The organism is Bernardetia sp. Wsw4-3y2 (assembly GCF_037126295.1).
Classification (GTDB): Bacteria; Bacteroidota; Bacteroidia; order Cytophagales; family Bernardetiaceae; genus Bernardetia.
The window spans coordinates 2,001,109-2,018,435 of the sequence record NZ_CP147017.1; the positions used below are offsets into that span (position 1 = coordinate 2,001,109).

At 31.3% G+C, this 17,327-nt stretch carries 15 protein-coding genes and 2 tRNA genes; 11 read left to right on the forward strand and 6 right to left on the reverse strand.

Annotation, left to right across the window (positions count from 1 at the left end):
* Positions 1–5: 5 nt before the first annotated feature.
* Positions 6–887 (forward strand): glucose-1-phosphate thymidylyltransferase RfbA, encoded by an 882-nt coding sequence (gene rfbA / locus V9L05_RS07935; protein WP_338815046.1) that lies wholly within the window; start codon positions 6–8, stop codon positions 885–887.
* 105 nt (positions 888–992) lie between these two features.
* On the opposite strand, the gene V9L05_RS07940 is transcribed toward rfbA, so the two are convergent.
* Positions 993–3,281, reverse strand: coding sequence for a 7TM diverse intracellular signaling domain-containing protein (locus V9L05_RS07940; protein ID WP_338815047.1), 2,289 nt, complete (start codon positions 3,279–3,281; stop codon positions 993–995).
* Between the two features lie 330 nt (positions 3,282–3,611).
* Here V9L05_RS07940 and V9L05_RS07945 point away from each other — a divergent pair, with 330 nt between their 5' ends.
* From V9L05_RS07945 to V9L05_RS07960, 4 genes are all read left to right on the forward strand, one after another.
* The gene (locus V9L05_RS07945; protein WP_338793775.1) at positions 3,612–4,586 is read left to right on the forward strand and encodes an AAA family ATPase; all 975 of its coding nucleotides are present in this window, start codon (positions 3,612–3,614) and stop codon (positions 4,584–4,586) included.
* Positions 4,587–5,135: 549 nt separating this feature from the next.
* The gene (locus V9L05_RS07950; protein ID WP_338793774.1) at positions 5,136–5,609 is read left to right on the forward strand and encodes a hypothetical protein; all 474 of its coding nucleotides are present in this window, start codon (positions 5,136–5,138) and stop codon (positions 5,607–5,609) included.
* Between the two features lie 450 nt (positions 5,610–6,059).
* Positions 6,060–6,133, forward strand: a tRNA-Gly gene (locus V9L05_RS07955).
* A gap of 449 nt (positions 6,134–6,582) precedes the next feature.
* Positions 6,583–6,656: transfer RNA gene (locus V9L05_RS07960), tRNA-Leu, on the forward strand.
* A gap of 65 nt (positions 6,657–6,721) precedes the next feature.
* Here V9L05_RS07960 and V9L05_RS07965 read toward each other — a convergent pair.
* The 3 genes from V9L05_RS07965 to dtd all read right to left on the reverse strand — a co-directional run bounded on the left by V9L05_RS07965 (position 6,722) and on the right by dtd (position 10,208).
* Positions 6,722–8,062 carry a sigma-54 dependent transcriptional regulator gene (locus tag V9L05_RS07965; RefSeq protein WP_338815048.1) on the reverse strand — a complete coding sequence of 447 codons (1,341 nt, stop codon included), beginning with the start codon at positions 8,060–8,062 and terminating at the stop codon, positions 6,722–6,724.
* Complete coding sequence (locus V9L05_RS07970; protein WP_338793772.1) at positions 8,037–9,509, reverse strand: HAMP domain-containing protein; 1,473 nt, start codon at positions 9,507–9,509, stop codon at positions 8,037–8,039. Before V9L05_RS07970 ends, V9L05_RS07965 begins: the two co-directional genes overlap by 26 nt.
* Before the next feature lie 243 nt (positions 9,510–9,752).
* Positions 9,753–10,208: a D-aminoacyl-tRNA deacylase gene (gene dtd, locus V9L05_RS07975; RefSeq protein WP_338815050.1), complete on the reverse strand. Its 456-nt coding sequence runs from the start codon at positions 10,206–10,208 to the stop codon at positions 9,753–9,755.
* A 239-nt stretch (positions 10,209–10,447) separates the two neighbouring features.
* On the opposite strand from dtd, the gene V9L05_RS07980 reads away from it, so the two are divergent.
* The 6 genes from V9L05_RS07980 to V9L05_RS08005 all read left to right on the forward strand — a co-directional run bounded on the left by V9L05_RS07980 (position 10,448) and on the right by V9L05_RS08005 (position 16,223).
* Positions 10,448–10,843 (forward strand): hypothetical protein, encoded by a 396-nt coding sequence (locus tag V9L05_RS07980; RefSeq protein WP_338815051.1) that lies wholly within the window; start codon positions 10,448–10,450, stop codon positions 10,841–10,843.
* Between the two features lie 221 nt (positions 10,844–11,064).
* A complete protein-coding gene (locus V9L05_RS07985; protein ID WP_338815052.1) occupies positions 11,065–11,271 on the forward strand; it encodes a hypothetical protein in 207 nt (68 codons plus the stop codon).
* 110 nt (positions 11,272–11,381) lie between these two features.
* Positions 11,382–12,026 carry an LPS export ABC transporter periplasmic protein LptC gene (lptC, locus tag V9L05_RS07990; protein WP_338815053.1) on the forward strand — a complete coding sequence of 215 codons (645 nt, stop codon included), beginning with the start codon at positions 11,382–11,384 and terminating at the stop codon, positions 12,024–12,026.
* Positions 12,027–12,101: 75 nt separating this feature from the next.
* Positions 12,102–12,389, forward strand: coding sequence for a hypothetical protein (locus V9L05_RS07995; protein WP_338815054.1), 288 nt, complete (start codon positions 12,102–12,104; stop codon positions 12,387–12,389).
* Between the two features lie 97 nt (positions 12,390–12,486).
* The gene (locus V9L05_RS08000) at positions 12,487–13,791 is read left to right on the forward strand and encodes a hemolysin family protein (protein WP_338815055.1); all 1,305 of its coding nucleotides are present in this window, start codon (positions 12,487–12,489) and stop codon (positions 13,789–13,791) included.
* 140 nt (positions 13,792–13,931) lie between these two features.
* Positions 13,932–16,223 carry a putative porin gene (locus tag V9L05_RS08005; protein WP_338815056.1) on the forward strand — a complete coding sequence of 764 codons (2,292 nt, stop codon included), beginning with the start codon at positions 13,932–13,934 and terminating at the stop codon, positions 16,221–16,223.
* Between the two features lie 44 nt (positions 16,224–16,267).
* On the opposite strand, the gene V9L05_RS08010 is transcribed toward V9L05_RS08005, so the two are convergent.
* Both V9L05_RS08010 and V9L05_RS08015 read right to left on the reverse strand, forming a co-directional pair.
* Entirely contained in the window at positions 16,268–16,660 is a 393-nt protein-coding gene (locus tag V9L05_RS08010; protein WP_338815057.1) for a hypothetical protein, read from the reverse strand.
* A gap of 4 nt (positions 16,661–16,664) precedes the next feature.
* Positions 16,665–17,252, reverse strand: a complete 588-nt coding sequence (locus tag V9L05_RS08015; RefSeq protein WP_338815058.1) for a hypothetical protein — start codon at positions 17,250–17,252, stop codon at positions 16,665–16,667.
* Between the last annotated feature and the right edge of the window lie 75 nt (positions 17,253–17,327).

The following is a 17,327-nucleotide window of genomic DNA, read 5'->3' on the forward strand; positions in this document are numbered from 1 at the left end:
ATAATATGAAAGGAATTATTTTAGCTGGAGGTTCTGGAACACGTTTGCACCCTCTGACACTCGTAATGAGTAAACAACTTTTGCCTGTCTATGACAAACCAATGATTTATTATCCTCTTTCGGTTTTGATGCAAGCAGGAATTAAGGATATTTTGATAATCACAACACCCCATGACAACCCAAATTTTGTCAATCTTTTGGGAGATGGTTCGCAGTTTGGGTGCAACTTCGAATATGCTATTCAAGAAGTTCCAAACGGACTTGCACAAGCATTTGTAATTGGAGAGAAATTTATTGGAGATGATAGTGTCGCTCTTATTTTGGGAGATAATATTTTTTATGGTACAGGTTTACAAGAAACACTAAAGAAAAGTCAAAATCCAACTGGAGGAATTGTTTTTGCCTATCATGTAGCTGATCCTGAAAGATACGGAGTCGTAGAATTTGACAAAGAGAAAAAAGCTATTTCTATTGAAGAAAAACCTTTAAAACCAAAATCAAATTTTGCTGTACCAGGTCTTTATTTTTATGACAATGATGTGATAGAAATTGCCAAAACGTTAGAGCCTTCTGCACGAGGAGAATACGAAATTACAGATATTAACAAATATTACTTAGAAAAGGGCAAACTCTCTGTGGAGATAATGGACAGAGGAACAGCTTGGTTAGATACAGGAACTTTTCACTCTTTAATGCAAGCAGGACAGTTTGTAGAAGTAATTGAAGCAAGGCAAGATTTAAAAGTCGGTTGTATTGAAGAAATTGCTTATAAAGAAGGTTTTATTTCTGCTGAAAAGTTAGAAGAACTTGCAAAACCATTGGTAAAAAGTGGTTATGGTTCGTATCTTTTGAAAATTTTGGCTCAAGAAAAGGAATTTGGGAAGTAATAATATATCTTATCTAATCCCACGAATAAATTCGTGGGTTTCGCTTTCTTGAGTGTGAAAAATTTTTTATGTATTTTCATTTACAGTTATCACTTACAACTTTTATTATATTTCAATTCCAATAACAGTAATATCATCTCGTTGTGGAGTATCTTGTTGATGTAAATCTAGCATTTCCATGAGTTCGACATACTGCTCTTCCATTGGCAAATTAACTATTTCTTGTAATGTTTCTTCAAATTTTCTTGACCCTATTTTCTTTCCTTTTGCATTAGGTTGGTCTATCAACCCATCACTTGTCAGATAGAGTTTTGCTCCTTTTTGCAGTTGTATCCGTTCACAAACAAAAGCCTTTTCCTTTCTAGTGACTCCTCCAATAGATTTTCGTGTTCCTTGTAGTGTTTGTAATTTAGCCTTGTTGGTATTATTATCATTCACCTCATTTTCAGCATAATATAAAGGTCGTTTCGCACCTGTAAAGTAAACTGTTCTTTGTGTTTCTGTTGTTTCTTCTACAATACAGAGAGCTACATCCATTCCGTCAGCATTTGCTTTTTCATTTTGTCGTAATGCTTTCTGAATACGCTTGTGTAAAGATTCTAATATTTCATCTGAATTATGGGTATTTTTTAGGTGTACAATTTCATTGAGCAAAATAATTCCAATTACAGACATAAATGCCCCAGGCACTCCATGTCCTGTACAATCAACAGCAGCAATAATTTTTTTGGTAATCTCTCCACGTTGTAATTCAATTGGAGAACGACGAGGAATAATGGAAGGTGCAGCCGTTTGAATAGTTGCAGTCCAATAAAAATCGCCACTTACAATATCTTTAGGACGAAAAATGACAAAATGCTTCTCAAAGGTTTGATAGAGTGTTTCTTGAGAAGGCAAAATAGCTTGTTGAATTTTTTCAGCATAGCGAATCGAATCCGTCATTTGCTTATTTTGATGCGAAATTTCATTAGATTGTAACTGTAACTGTTCGCTTTGTGTCAAGATTTCTGTTTGTTTCTCTTCTAAAAGCATTGTTTTTTCTGTCAAATCATTGGTTCTTTGAATGACTTTGTCTTCTAACTCCTTATTTTTCGCCTCAATGAGAGCTTGTTTTTCTCTTTCTTGTTGAAGTTTGTTATGAATAAGTTGTTTTCTAGTTTGATTAAAAGTAGCTGCCAATCCGTATGAAAAAAGAGCCATTTGAAGTGTAATACTAGCCAAAACTATTGTTTCCAAATACCTAGAAGCATCAATAAAAAGTAGTAACTCTAACGAATAAATTGTAATAGCAATTACAAAAAATGAGTTTCCCCAAAGAAAATATTTCACATTTTTGTGACCTTCATAATAGCTTTTCAGACCTGCAAAAAGAAGTGAAATCAAAGAAAGAGGTAAAATAATTGTTGTCAAAACTCTTCCCAAATGCCAAAAACGCAAGAAATAAAGAAGTGTAATTCCTAAAGTAACATAGACCAAAACTTGAATAAATTTATGCCAGCGAGGTGCAAAAATAATTGTTTTGAGATGATCTTTTCCAAACATGAGGAGCGCAAAAACAGACAAAATCCCACTAAAAAGTCGTATTCCAACATCAAGGCGGGGAAATTCCATTAAAAAAAGTTCTCCCAACTGTCCAATATTACTAAAAATATAGGTAAAAATCAGAAAATTATATAGAACATAAAAAATATACTGCCTATCCCTAAGTGCAATAAAAACGAGTAAATTATAAATGAGCATTACCCAAATAGCCCCATAAAAAAAGTTATGAAAACTACGGGCTGTCAGAAATTCGGCTTCATAACCATCGGGAGTATAGGCTGTAAACCATCTTCTGAGGGAATAGCGAGCATCTTGACTAGAAAGTTTTGTACTACTATGCAGACGAAAGAAAAATATCTTCGTGCTTTGAGCAGGAATTTCTAGCATAGAAACCGAAATACCACCTCTTTTTACACCTCTTTCAGAGCGAGGAATTAATGAACCACCAAGTTGAGTAGAATAAACACCATCTCTTTCCTCTATAAAAAGCATGACGGAATCTATAAAACCAGTTGGCACAAGCAGTTTTTGAGTAGAAAAATGTGGATTTTGAATAGTCAAACGCAGCCAATATGTAGCTACATCCTCCGAAATATCATGTAGCCCATAGGGAGTAAAAGAATATGGATTTAGCCCTTTAAAAGTATAACTATTTTTTTTATCCTTAAAAACATCAAAGTAGCTATTTAATTCATATTCTTCTTTCAAAGAATCCAAAATCAGTACACGTTCTTTGTCTATATTTTTTGTAAAAGGCTGAGCAATTAGTTCTGTTGAAAAAACAAAAATACATAGAAAAAAAACTCCAAAAAGGAGGGTATTTAAAAACCCATTTATTTTTATTTTTTTCATGTAAAAATTCGTTTTTTGTTCTTCTATGCAAATTACATGATTGTTGGTTAAGATTGAAAATTATTTTGAATTAGTAGATAATTTATAAAATCTATATTGTTACAAGAAAAAGAATTAAATCAATTTAAGATTTTGTAAAAAGCTGAAAATCAAATTTTTACATAAAATAGAATGATTTTAGTAAACATTACGATTGCAGAAACGTATTTTTAATGTTAAGTTCGTAAGTTAGAGTTTTAAGAGGTTTAAACCCTAAGGGTTTTGAAAACCCTTAGGGTTTCGCTATTTACTATATTCATCATTAAAACTAACCACTATCTCTATTCAATTATGAGTAATTCTTCCTTATATAATTCCGACAAAGAAGCAGCCGACGCATTAGCCAAACATTATCAAGAACTCAAAAAAGAAATAGCAAAAGTAATTGTCGGACAAGAACAAACCGTAGAATTACTATTGACAAGTATTTTTTCACAAGGGCATTGTCTTTTAATTGGTGTTCCAGGGCTTGCCAAAACTTTGCTAATTAGCACTCTATCGCAGGTATTGGATTTAGATTTTAATCGAATTCAGTTTACGCCTGACCTTATGCCTTCTGATATAGTGGGTGCAGAAACACTAGATAAAGACCGAAACTTGAAGTTTGTAAAAGGTGCTATTTTTTCAAATATTGTTTTGGCAGATGAAATCAATCGTACTCCTCCCAAAACACAGGCAGCACTTTTAGAATCTATGCAAGAGTATTCGGTTACAATTGCAGGTGTAAAACACAATTTACCACGACCGTTTTTTGTATTGGCAACTCAAAATCCTATTGAACAAGAAGGAACTTATCCACTTCCAGAAGCACAATTAGACCGTTTTATGTGTAGTGTTTATTTGGGTTATCCGTCTTTTGAAGAAGAAGTAAAAGTAGTTACGAGTACCACAACAAATGAAAAAGCGACATTAAATAAAATAATTTCAGCAGAACAAATTATTGAATTTCAGCAACTTATTCGTCGTGCGCCTGTTGCTCAAAATGTGATTGAATATGCTGTAAATTTGGTTCACAAAACTCGCCCAAGAACAGAACGTTCTACTTCAGATACGGATAATTATTTAGAGTGGGGAGCTGGTCCTCGTGCTTCTCAATATTTGGTATTGGGGGCAAAATGTCATGCTCTTTTGAATGGAAAATATTCGCCTGATATTGAAGATGTCCAAGCCATTGCTATTGCTGTTTTGAGACATAGAATTGTCAGAAATTTTAAGGCAGAAGCTGAAAATATTACAGTAGAAGATTTAATTCAACGACTTTGGTAAATTATTCAAAATAACATAACCTTCTAAAAAACAGATAGTTCTATGAAAAAAGGGCTATCTGTTTTTTTGTTTTTCTTATTAAAAATAAATGAAAATTACACGATACTACTAAAAATGAAGTTAAACCAAATTTTATTTTTTATTCAAAAAAAACCTTAATAAATACTATTTTATTGAAATAAATGATTTATTTTGAAAAAATAAGTTCTGTAAAATTGTACTTATCAAATAATTTTACTACAAAAACAGACTAACTAAAGATATTTCCTTTAAAAAATTAAATTTTATGCCTTCTTAAATTTTATTTGATTGTATCGTTCAATCTTCAAATTCGTTATATTCATATAAAAACAGGTTTTTCCTTGCCAAATTCTACTATCGGTTACCCAAAACTCCCTTATTTTCCCATCTCCCCTACTGATGAGCCACTTAACAAATCAACAAATATTTTACTATATAGAAAACCAGAACCCTCAACCTGTTCTGAGTTTTTTTTCCAGTTTTTCAAAACGTTTTTATTTTTTTTGTAAAAAACGAGACCAACTAAAATTGCTGAGTGAACATCAAGTTCAAGCTATTTTTGATGATGCTTGTATTTGTCTTTATGATAAAATAGAGGCCAAACAAATTACATACAAACAGATGACAGCTTCTGCCGAAACACTAATTTTTGCTATAGGAAAAAATATGGCATTACAACAAGGAAGAGAACAGTTGAAATATAATTCTCTACATTCTTCTTTAGATACTAATTATCAAGAAGTTTTGAAAAGGACAGAAGATACAGAGGATTATTGGCTAACAGAGCTAGAAATAAAACAACTTGATGAAGGACTTAGAACTTTATCAACCAAAAACTATGCACTAATTGTAGAAGGGTTTATGGAAAATAAATCTTACTCTCAAATAGCTCAAGAACAAAACTATTCTTCAGCAAATGCTGTTGGTGTTTCTATCCATAGAACTTTAAAAGTTTTAAAAGAATATGTTAGTAGAATAAGAAAGCGAGATGGAAATTATTAAACATAGAAAAAGTTTTGTTTTTATAACTGAACTTTTCTTGTGCAGAACTCGTTGGATTCTTTATAAAAGAAATTGTTTTTGATAGTTTTTACTAATTTTCAAAAACCTGCTTGTATTTACTTTCAAGCAAATAAGAAATGAACACAGCCTAAGATTTAGCTTTAGTATCAAAAAGTAGACAGCTCTAGCCACACATTTGTTGGTACGACTTAATTGGTTTGCTCTTTAGTTTAAGCGTCTTGTTCATAGTGTAAGTTTTAAAGCATTTTTATAGTTTCTAAATTACTGATATTTTATGGCTTAGTGCAGGAGTTCGAATCTCCTCGTTCGCACAAAAAAACACAACAAGAATGCGAACGTAGCTCAGTGGCAGAGCAAGAGTCATTGGACGTAAGTAGGTAATTTCAGTAAATTATGATTATGAGTGATAGCTAATAATTATCACAGATTGACGAATTAGCTCAGTCGGTAGAGCATCGGAATTTCCAGTCCGAGGGGCGCAGGTTCGATTCCTGTGTTTGTTACGGACAGGCACATAGGTTAGGTGTCTGTCCATTTTTTTTGTAAATTAAAAATTATAACGTACCTTTTGAGGTATCAATAAAGATATATTTGATTGATTATTTTTTTAATCTCTCAAAAAAAGAAATGAGTATAGCCTAAGATTTAGCTTTAGTTTCAAAAAGTTGGTAAGCTAGTCAGTTTCATAAACTGGCAACTTCTGAGTGTTCAGAAATAGCTTATTTGCTTCTTTAGTTTAAGTTTTTTGCTCATAGTGTAAGCTTCAAAGCATTTTTATAGCATTCTGATTATTGGTATCTATGACCCAGCGCAGAAGTTCGAATCTTCTCGCCTCCACAACAATCAAATCAAAATTGGGGGCGTAGCTCAGTGGCAGAGCAAAGGTCATTTGACGTAAGTAGATAATCTAGAAAACTACAAAAATGAGTAATGATTAATACCCATTACAACCGATGAAGTAGCCAAATTGGTTAAGGCATCCGACTCAAGATCAGAGGATTGTGGGTTCGAGTCCCACCTTCATTACGGACAGGCACATAGGTTAGGTGTCTGTCCATTTTTTTATGACTTTGGTTTACAATACAATTAGTTTATTTTTCTAACTCATATTCTTGCATTTTTCTGTAAAGTGTTGTTAGTCCAATACCTAATATTTTAGCTGTTTCAGACTTATTATTTTCTGTATGAGCCAAAACACGTTTCATGTGATGTTTTTCTACTTCTGCCAGACTTGTAAGTGGTGTAATAATAGCTCCGTTAGTTGCACCTGTTTGCCCAAATAATAATACATCAGGGCTAAGAATGTCATCAGACATAATAACAGCTCTTTCAATTACATTTTTGAGTTCTCTTACATTTCCTTTCCAACTATATGTTTGTAATTTTTCAATAAAATCTTGTTCAATCATAGGACTTTTCTTTCCCATTTTGGAAGATAAATGTTTTACGAAAAAACGAGCTAATAATTCAATATCTCTTCCACGTTCTACAAGAGGTGGTAAATGGATTTGAAAAACAGCCAAACGATAGTATAAATCTAAACGAAACTTGTTCTCTTCTGCTTCTTTTAATAAATCTCGGTTGGTGGCAGCAAGAATACGTGTCTGAATTTTGGTAACCTTTGTATCTCCTACCTTTATAAACTCCCCTGTTTCCAAAAAACGCAATATTTTTGCTTGAAGCTCTAATGGCATTTCTCCAATCTCATCTAAAAAAACTGTTCCTCTGTGTCCTTCTTCTAGTAGTCCACGCTTGTCTTTATTTGCTCCTGTAAAAGCTCCAGATTTGTATCCAAAAAGTTCAGATTCTAATAAATGAGGTGCAAAAGCACTACAATTTAATGCAACAAATGCTTCTTTTGCTCTATCGCTTTCATAGTGAATAGCTTGAGCAAAAACCTCTTTTCCTGTTCCTGTTTCTCCAGTTAAAAGTACAGTTGTGGGTGTTGAAGCAACTCTTTTGGCTAATGTAATTGCTTTTTGAAGACTTTCTGATTCTCCTATTACAGAACTAAAACCATAATTATTTTGAGCTTTATCTGTAATTCTATTTAGACGTTGTTGTAGTCTTGCTTTTTCTATTCCATTAGCAACCAACGGCAAAAGGCGATCATTATCATCACCTTTTGTGAGATAATTGAACGCCCCATTTTGAATGGCTTTTACACCATCTTTTATAGTTCCGTAAGCCGTAATAACTATTATTTCTGTATTAGGATATTTTTCTTTGTAGGTTTTGGTTGCCTCTACACCATCGCCATCAGGTAGCTTTACATCAGTAAGAATAAGATCAAAGTCATCTTTTTCTAATGCTTTGAATGCTTCTGCAATGTTTTTTGCCTGTGTAATATCATATCCTTCTAATTTTAATGTCCTTGTGAAGAGTTTTAATAATTGTTCTTCATCATCAATGAGTAATATTGAGCCTTCCATTCAAAGTGCTATTAAATTTTTGAGTAGTATCTATAAGGTTATTTATGCGTTGAAGAGATTTTTGATTCTCTTCATTATTTTTCAATTCTAGTAAATTAAATTCTAGTTGATTGAGAAACGAATTTGTTTGCATCTGACTGATTTGAGGTTGTTTTTCTACAACTTCTTTTACAGTAATGATGTAACCAGCAAATTGTTTAGTGTTCTGTGTATTTGTATAAAAATTTTGTTGAGTAACTTGATAAATGTATTCATTTCCATGGTCTTCTATACGCAAAATACGTGAATTTTCTTCTCTTTCTTGTTCATTGATTAAGTTAGTTCCAGAAGGTTTTAGTTCATCATTATCAATAAAACGAGGCTTTAGAGTAGGTGCAATCAACTTTCTCATCAAATTACTTTTCAAAGCCATATCAGGGGCGTATTTTCCCATCCAATTTTTTGGTTGTCCTACTTGCATTAGATTTGCCAATAATTCATTAATAGCAACTACTTTTAGGTTTTCATCTAATACTAACACACCTTCTTGCAACTGGTTCATGACAGCTTGTGTATGTTGATTTCTATACATTAATTTGGCTACTGCAGACTCTTCGTGTTCTTTAAGACGATTTACCATTGTATTAAAGGTAGAAGCAATCAAACCCAACTCATCTGTTGACTTGATTTGTAGTTGTTGAGAATAATCATAGTTAGCAACAGCTTGTAACTTTTGTTTTAATCGAACAAGAGGTTTTGTTATATAAATTGGGAAATACAAAATAAAGATAAAAGTAAGTCCAACACTAAGAACTCCTAATGTAATAATAAATATTGAGTTATTATTTGCAAGTTCTTTAGCATAGGCACTACGATTCAAAAATGATTTTTTATTAATAGCATAAATAACTAAAATTTGGCTTTTAGCATCCTGATAATCATCTTCAATTTTAGGTATATAAGAAAGTGTAGGTAAATCGTTTTTAGCTTTTACTGTTTCAAAATTAGAGATGTAGATTTTATATTTATCATATAGTTGTGCTACTAATTCTGCTTCATTTGGTTCTGTAATATTGGCAGCTTGTAATTCAAAATTCTCCTCAAACTTTGATTTTGCCTTTTTATAATTAGTCGTTACTTGTGATGAATAGTCAGGGTTCTCTAACATAAATTGCTGAGCTTTTCTAATATCATCAAGAGAATTAAGCATCTCAATACTATAATCTATTGAAGTAAAATTATCTACTAAAATTCCTTTCGAATTTTTATCTAATTTATATACAGCATACCCACCAACAGTTGCCAATAGTGAAATCACTACAAACAACAATATTAGTCCAGAAAAAAGTTTGGTACGCAAACGCATGATAAAAAAGTAATTTAAAATTTTGGTAATATAGTTTTGATAAGTAACTATATTATAATCATGTCTTATGCCGAAAGTTGCCTTTTTATATAAAAATGCCATAAATAAGGCTTATAAAGGGCTTAACAAGGTCTTTACAGACTTTTTTAAAAAGAATATAACAACAACAAAACTTCTATCTTTTTTCAAAATGAAAAACTATATTTTCATTTTGGGAAAAAAGATTTTTTTTTGTTGAGTCAAGGTCAATAAAAAACTACTACAAATCAGTAATGCACAATATTTTAACTACCTTTGTTAAACAAAACTAATATATATTATATCTACGTTTGTTAAGATTGAGGATTACAAACCATATTGATGTGTATCTATACAAATAGTTACAGGCCCATCATTGAGTAGTTCTATTTTCATATCTGCTCCAAATTGTCCTGTTTGTATAGGTTTTTCTAATTTTTCTTCTAATGCTTTTACCATCTGTTCATAAAGAGGAATGGCTAAAGAGGGAGGAGCAGAATCAGAAAAAGAAGGACGATTTCCTTTTTTTACATTGGCATATAAAGTAAATTGACTAACTAATAAAATATCTGCTTCTATATCCTTTACAGAAAAATTCATTTTATCGTCTTGGTCTGAAAAAATGCGTAGTCCAACTATTTTTTTACTAAGCCAGTCAATTGTTTTTGAAGTGTCAGTGGCTGAAACACCTAAAAATACAAGTAGTCCATTCTTTATTTCTCCAATTACTTTACCTTCTACCTTAACAGATGCTTGTGTAACTCGCTGAATAAGTGCTATCATATTTTTAAAGAACTATTTTTTTTGATATGAATTAAATTTACCTCATTTTGGACTAATATAAATATAATTTTATTTTTGTAAAAATAATTTATTAGCACTTTACTTGTAGGTAAACTAATATTTATTATTGATAATGTATTTTTTGTATAAAATATATCAGGAAAACAATCAGATTTATACAACAACTTATGACCACTTTTTAAAACTATTACTCATCTGATTAAAAATTAATAATTATCATGGCAAAACTCAATCAATTAGAATCTATCAAAACGGAGCTAAAAACGCTGCGTTCGCATGAAGAAAAACTAGCTCATTTTATGAAAATAGATGATGAGGGTGGCGAAATCAGTTATATGCAGCCTAGTATTATGGGAAATGGAGAATATGGAACTCAAATCCGTTTTTATATTCGTGTAGACGAACTCTATTATTCAGCTCTTCTGACTCTTCCAAGTGCTAAAAATGTACAGAAAGTGCTTAGAAAAGTATGTAGAAAAGGATTTGCATTTTTAGAAAAAAACGAAGATGATATACGAATAGACTTTTTAGATATCAAACATCCAGATGAACTTTTGACTGTACATAAAAGAACATTAGAAGAAGTTTGTAAAGACAATAATAAATGGAGATAGTTCTTGTATCTAATACATATAAAAACATCATAGATTATTTTTTTAGTTTATGATGTTTTTCTGTTTTTATCTAAAAGATATATTTTTATGGATATTCTAGCAAAAACAGTTTTTTCAGCAATTGTTTTTAAGAGCAAATTAGGAGAGCAAAACATAAACGGAAAGAAAGTGAAGGTTGGCTACACATAAAGTTCAAAGAACATACAAGTTGGTTGAGTGTTTTGACTACATGCACTGAAGATATTATGTATGAATATCAAGAGTATGAAGTAATTATGCAATTTCTTGTTCCTGAACAAATAAAGGATTCCTTACATGTCGGAAATGAATTTGAAGGAGGATATGGAGGAAAGTTATTTTTTACTGGAAAAATTTTGGAAGTTAGTGAAGACTTGAAAAAACAGATTTTTTATAGAACATTTACATAACAATAATCAATTTTGCCAAAAATTAAGATGATTAAAGTGCGTACTGTTTGTAGAAAGTAGTAATTTTGTGGATTAGGATTTTAATAGAATTGAATAGATATTTATTAGTAATGAAATATAAATTATATCACTACCCTTTTTTTGCAATTTTGAGCTTGGTAACATTTGCTTTTATCTTCCAAAGTTGTGGAGAAGATGAAATGAGCGAAGAAGAAAAAGCAAAAAACACTATTATTGCTACTTTTGAGAACATTCGACGTATTTATAGTGAAGAAGGATTACTCAAAATAAAAATTGAAGCTCCTTTAGAATATATTTATCAAAATGAAGACCTTTATTACCCAAGCAATTTTAGAGTGAGTATGTATGATACCAAAGGCAAAATTACTACTACACTAACAGCAGACTCAGGTCGCTATGAGAGAATTAGTAAATTATACCATGCCTATGGAAATGTAGAAGTAGTTAATTATGAACAAGAACAGAAAGTAAATACTCCTGAACTCCATTGGAACGAGTTTAAAAGAGAAATTTATACAGAAAAAGAAATTGCTGTCAAAACACCAACTGAGACCCTTTATGGAATTGGAATGACTTCGAATGAGACATTTAGTAAATATAAAGTCTGGCAACCAACTGGAAGTTTTATTTATAAAGAAAGAACTCAAGGATTTGAAAAACCTGATAGTACAGATATGCAAAATCAAAAAAATACTCCCTATTCTAATCTTCAACAATCCTTACCAACCCAATAACATCCATTTTAGAATACGAAAAAATACAAAATTAACAGTACCTTTGCCAAAATTTTTATTTTATAAATCCGTTCAATGAAATTACTTGAAAATATTTTATTAGCTTTTTGTGTTGCTTCTTTAGCAATTGGTGTACATCAACTGTATTATTATGAAGTGCAGGAAGTATATTGGATATTGAGCCTTTCTGTTTTATTATTTTTGGTATATACTTGGATAAAATCAAAAAACTCTGAAAAAGAAAAAGCTGAAAATCAAGCAACTAAAAAACAGGAAAATAAAAGTAACTCTAAAAAACAATATGTGGATAAAGAGAACTCTAACCTTACACCACCCAAAAAGAAACGTAAAAAAAGAAACTAAAACAGACAGTAATTAGTGATTAAACTAGAGTCAATTAATGAATATAAAATCAATAATTTGACTTATCACTAATACCTTATGACTAATAACTAAAGAAATGAACCCTTGGATTCCCATATTTATATCACTTTTATTTTCGGCTTTTTTCTCGGCTATCGAAATTGCTTTTATTTCGGCTGACCGTTTGCAACTTGCCTTAAAACAAAACGAAGGGGGACGAACAGCAAAACTTTTATATAGATTTTACAAATTAGAAGATTACTTTATCTGTACGACACTTACAGGAAATACAATTTCACTTGTTTTGTATGGAATTTTTATGGCACAAGTTTTAGATCCACCTCTAAAAACCCTTTTTACAAAATGGCTTATTAATAATGATGCTCTTATCGAAACGGCTGTTTTGGGAAGTCAGACTATTTTATCAACAATGCTAGTTTTGGCAGTTGCTGAATTTTTACCAAAAAGTATTGCTCTTGCCAGTCCGAATCGAATTATTGAAGTATTGGTTCACTTTATGAGAGCTGTGTATTTTGTTTTTTATCCTTTTGTGTGGGTAATCATAAAGTCGGCTAAATGGTTTACTAGAAAAGTTTTTAAGATAGAAGAAGACAGAGAACTTCCACTTTTGGGCATTTCTGACCTCAATCATTATATTCAAAAATTGAGTGGTTCGCAGGGAGAAAAGTCAAATGTAGATGCTGATTTGTTTCAAAATGCAGTAGAATTCAGAACACTAAAAGTTAGAGATTGTATGATTCCTCGTACTGATATAGTTTCGATTTCTATTGAGGAGAGTATCGAAAAACTACAACAACTTTTTGTAGAAAGTGGACATTCCAAAATTATTATTTATAGAGAAACTATTGATGATGTAATTGGTTATAGTCACGCTTTGCGTCTTTTTGACAATCCCACAACCATAAAAAGTGTCACAGACAGTATCTTTTTTGTTCCTGAAACCATGCACACCAACGAACTTATGATGCGCTTTATTGCTACTCGTAAAAGTATGGCACTTGTTACAGATGAGTTTGGAGGAACAGCAGGAATTGTTACAATTGAAGATATTGTAGAAGAAATTTTGGGAGAGATAGAAGACGAACACGATGAAGAAGGTTTGTTTTTTGAAAAAATTGATGAGAAAAACTTTTTGCTTCATGCTCGTTATGATATTCAAGAACTCAATGAAAAACATAACTGGAATATTCCAGAAGGAGAGTATGATACACTAGGAGGATATATTTTAGAAAAACTAGGAACAATGCCAGAAGCAGGAACACAAATTAAAGATGAAAACTTTACAATTCTTGTCAAAGAAATGCAGGGCGCACGCATCGAAATTATAGCAATTCGTTTTTATGAAACTCCTTATTCAGAGGAAGAAGAAGATATAAATTAATTTGAGTTTTATTTTTATTTGAAAAATCAGCTAAAGAAAATATTTTGGAAAATTATAACACGAAAAAAACATTTTTATCATTTTTTCATTCAACGTTTTTGAGATTTCAAAGAACGACTCTATTCATTTTATTTGTTTTTTTGAGTAGCTTTTTTACTCAAACTATTTTTGCTCAAAATGATTCTATTCCTGCTAATGAATTACCTTTAGCAGACTCATTGATGCAAAAAACAAGTGATTCGACAGTAATGATAGCTCCTTTTCCTACTGATTCTACCAAAAAAGATTCTGTTCAAAAGAAAATAAATAATCCAGCAGATACTACAAAAACAGCTAGTACAGATAGCACAGCCACAACAGCAGCATTATTACAGGGCGAAACCACACCTAAAATAAATACAGATAGTATAGAATATGCAGCTAATTCGGTCTGGAAGCTTTATGAAGAAGATTTATATCTCAATACGAAAAGAGAGATTCATCCAGATACATCTGTCCATAATTTTCATAGGTACGGCATTATTCAAAGGAATGATTATACCTATCAAGATTTGGGAAATCTAGGAACGGCTGCTCAATCTATTTTTTATCAAGAACCCAATCAAATTGGCTCACGTTGGGGAGTTACAGCTTACGAACCCTATATCCGAAGACCTTCTGAAGTTCCTTATTTCAATACACTTGCTCCTTATGTAGACATTTATTTAGTGCAAGGAGGACAGGGAAAATCTTGGCTTGATGTAGATTTAAGTAGAAATGTAAACCCTGATTGGAATGTCAGTATTTTTTATAGGCGCATAAGCGCAAATAAAGTTATTAATCGGGCTTTTAGGAGGAATGACGAACAAGTAGAACATCAAGCTTTTAGTTTTACAAATCGCTTCTTTTCTAAAAATCATCGTTATAAAATGTTGGCTCATTTTTCTTGGTACGACCATAATATATTAGAAACTGGAGGTGTAAAATCAACTATTTCTTTGGAAGGTTTTACCAATCAAAATGTTATTGATACACTTGTTCAATTAGATAACTCAGAACTAGATTATAACTTACCTAGTTTTGGTGATGTCGTACAATATGGACGTACATTTCATATTTATCAACAATACAGTATTACTAAAGGAGGACAGTTTGAGATTTTTCAATTGACAGATTATTCTTGTAACACAAATAGATATAGTAATGATGGAACTGCTTATGGAGCAAATGTAGCTTTTTATAATCAGTTTTCAGACTTCCCTTCTGTTGTGGCTGCAAATGGATTTACATATCGAACAGTTTTTTCACAGCTAGAAAATAAAGCAGGAATAAAAGGACGAATAAATAATTTCCAATATCGAACCTTTGCCAAACTCCGAAATTATCAAGTGAGCTATGATTTTCCTTTTGCACAAGGAGAAATACAGACTAGCCAAAAGATAGATATTGAACCAGAGCTTTTTGTAGGAGGTGGATTGCGTTATTTTCTCAATACAAAAGCAAATGATAAACTAGAGCAAGAAATAAATGAATTGAACGATTATAAAAAAGAGCGTCAAGTTTTGGATTCACTTTCCAAAAAAGATTCTACAGAAATCAATTTTAAACCTTCTACTTCTATAAAAGATAATACGATTTCTGTTGTTTCTTATATCGATGCTTCAGCAGAATATCAACTTGTTTCGGAGCTAGTGGGAGATTATAGAGTTTCAGCAGAATGGATTCGAAACAACTTAACTGTTGGACTAAATAGAACTGTCTATTCTCCTTCTTTGATTCAGCAATATTCTTTTCAGCCACAACTACGCTGGCAAAACGATAACTTTGAAAGGACAACAAGTGATAAAGTGTATGCTTCTATTGAGTTTAATCCATTAAAACTTCCTTTTCTTAGTAAGGTAGATTCTGCCTATAAAATTTCTCTTCGTCCGTATGTTTCGGCAAGTAATATTCAGAATTTGGTGTATAATGATTCTAATTCAGTAGCTCAACAAACCTCAAAAGCTACACAACCTATTTCGGCAGGATTAGCCATTAATGGTTCATATAAAAAGCTACACGCACTTTTAGATTTTCGTTATAACCAAAATTTAGGTGAAGATTTGGTCAGAATGCCTCCAGTTTTTGTCAATTTTATGCTCTTCTATAAAGATAGATTATTCGACAATGCAATGGAAGCCGAAATAGGAACAGATATTCATTATCATAGCAAATATAAAGCAGATGCCTACAATCCACTTATTCAGCAGTTTCACTTACAAGAAAAGTATAATGTAGGTGGTTTTCCTCAAATGGATTTATTTTTCAATTTTAAAGTCAGTAGAGCCAAAATTACTTTAAAAGTAAATAATGTTTTGTTAGATGCAGCAGGAAAAGGTTATTATGATACTCCTCTCTATATTGCTCAACCTCGTGCAGTTGAAGTAGTGATTAATTGGTTGTTTTTTAATTAGAAACGATTTTTTGTTGTCGGTGAGATACCGACAACGGCAAGGTATTATTTTTTAAATTCCATCAATTCCTCAAAAGTTTCATTTTGGTAGTTTAGAGGATAAAGTAAATTTTTGACTAACTCTTCTTTTTCCTCTTTTGTGTATTCTATCCACTCATCAAATTCTGAAAGGTGTTTTTTTGCTGTTTCTAGCATTCTTTCATAATCATAATTATTTTTCATAAAATCAAAATATCTACTTTTTGGTCTTTTTTCTCCTGTTTCTTTTTCTAAATTAATCTCTATTTGTTTATCTATTTTTAGTAATAGTTCTCCTGCTTTCCTATCAAAAGCAACTTTCCAAGAATGAAGTTTATAGTGTAGAAATTTTCTTACAAATAAAGAATTCAGTAAAATTAAAAGCTCTTTTGTATTTAGCTCAATTTTAGATGTTATCATACTCTTATGGATTTGGTATTTTTCCAGTAGTCTTACTTCCATTTATAGTTACATATTTCAAAATTGGATAATAATCTGACTGTTCCATTCGTGTATCAAATTTATATCTCAAAGTAAAAACACAATTACACATACAATGTCCTCCATAAGAAGTATAAACCAAATTTAAAGTATCTTTCCCCTTTACTTCTGCTTCTCCTAAAAAATTATGACAGCAATTTGCTACTACTTCTACATCGATAGTTAATGTTAATGAATCTCTTTTGACTTCAATAAATTTAGGATAATCTTCAAATGTATCTGGATCAGTTGTATTGTTGCAATCTTTAAGTAACTCCAAACTAATAGGATAAAGCCCATGATTTGTGAGTTGTATCAATTTATCAGAAGCAGTAAGAAAGGTTGTTCCTATTAAAACCTGTTTTTGAACTTGAGAGCTTTTGACAGTAAAGGTATCCGTTTCATACTTATCAATATCTACCATTTTTTTTACAAAAATAGAATCATAATAAGTAATTGTAGATTGTCCAAAAGATAATTGAATTTGTAAAAATCCAATTAAGAGCATGATTAATAAAGCTGTTTTTTTCATTTTATCAAATTTAAGATTTTAAAAAGATTGTTTACCCCACCTGACAAACCACGCCCAACTGTTCAATATCTCTAA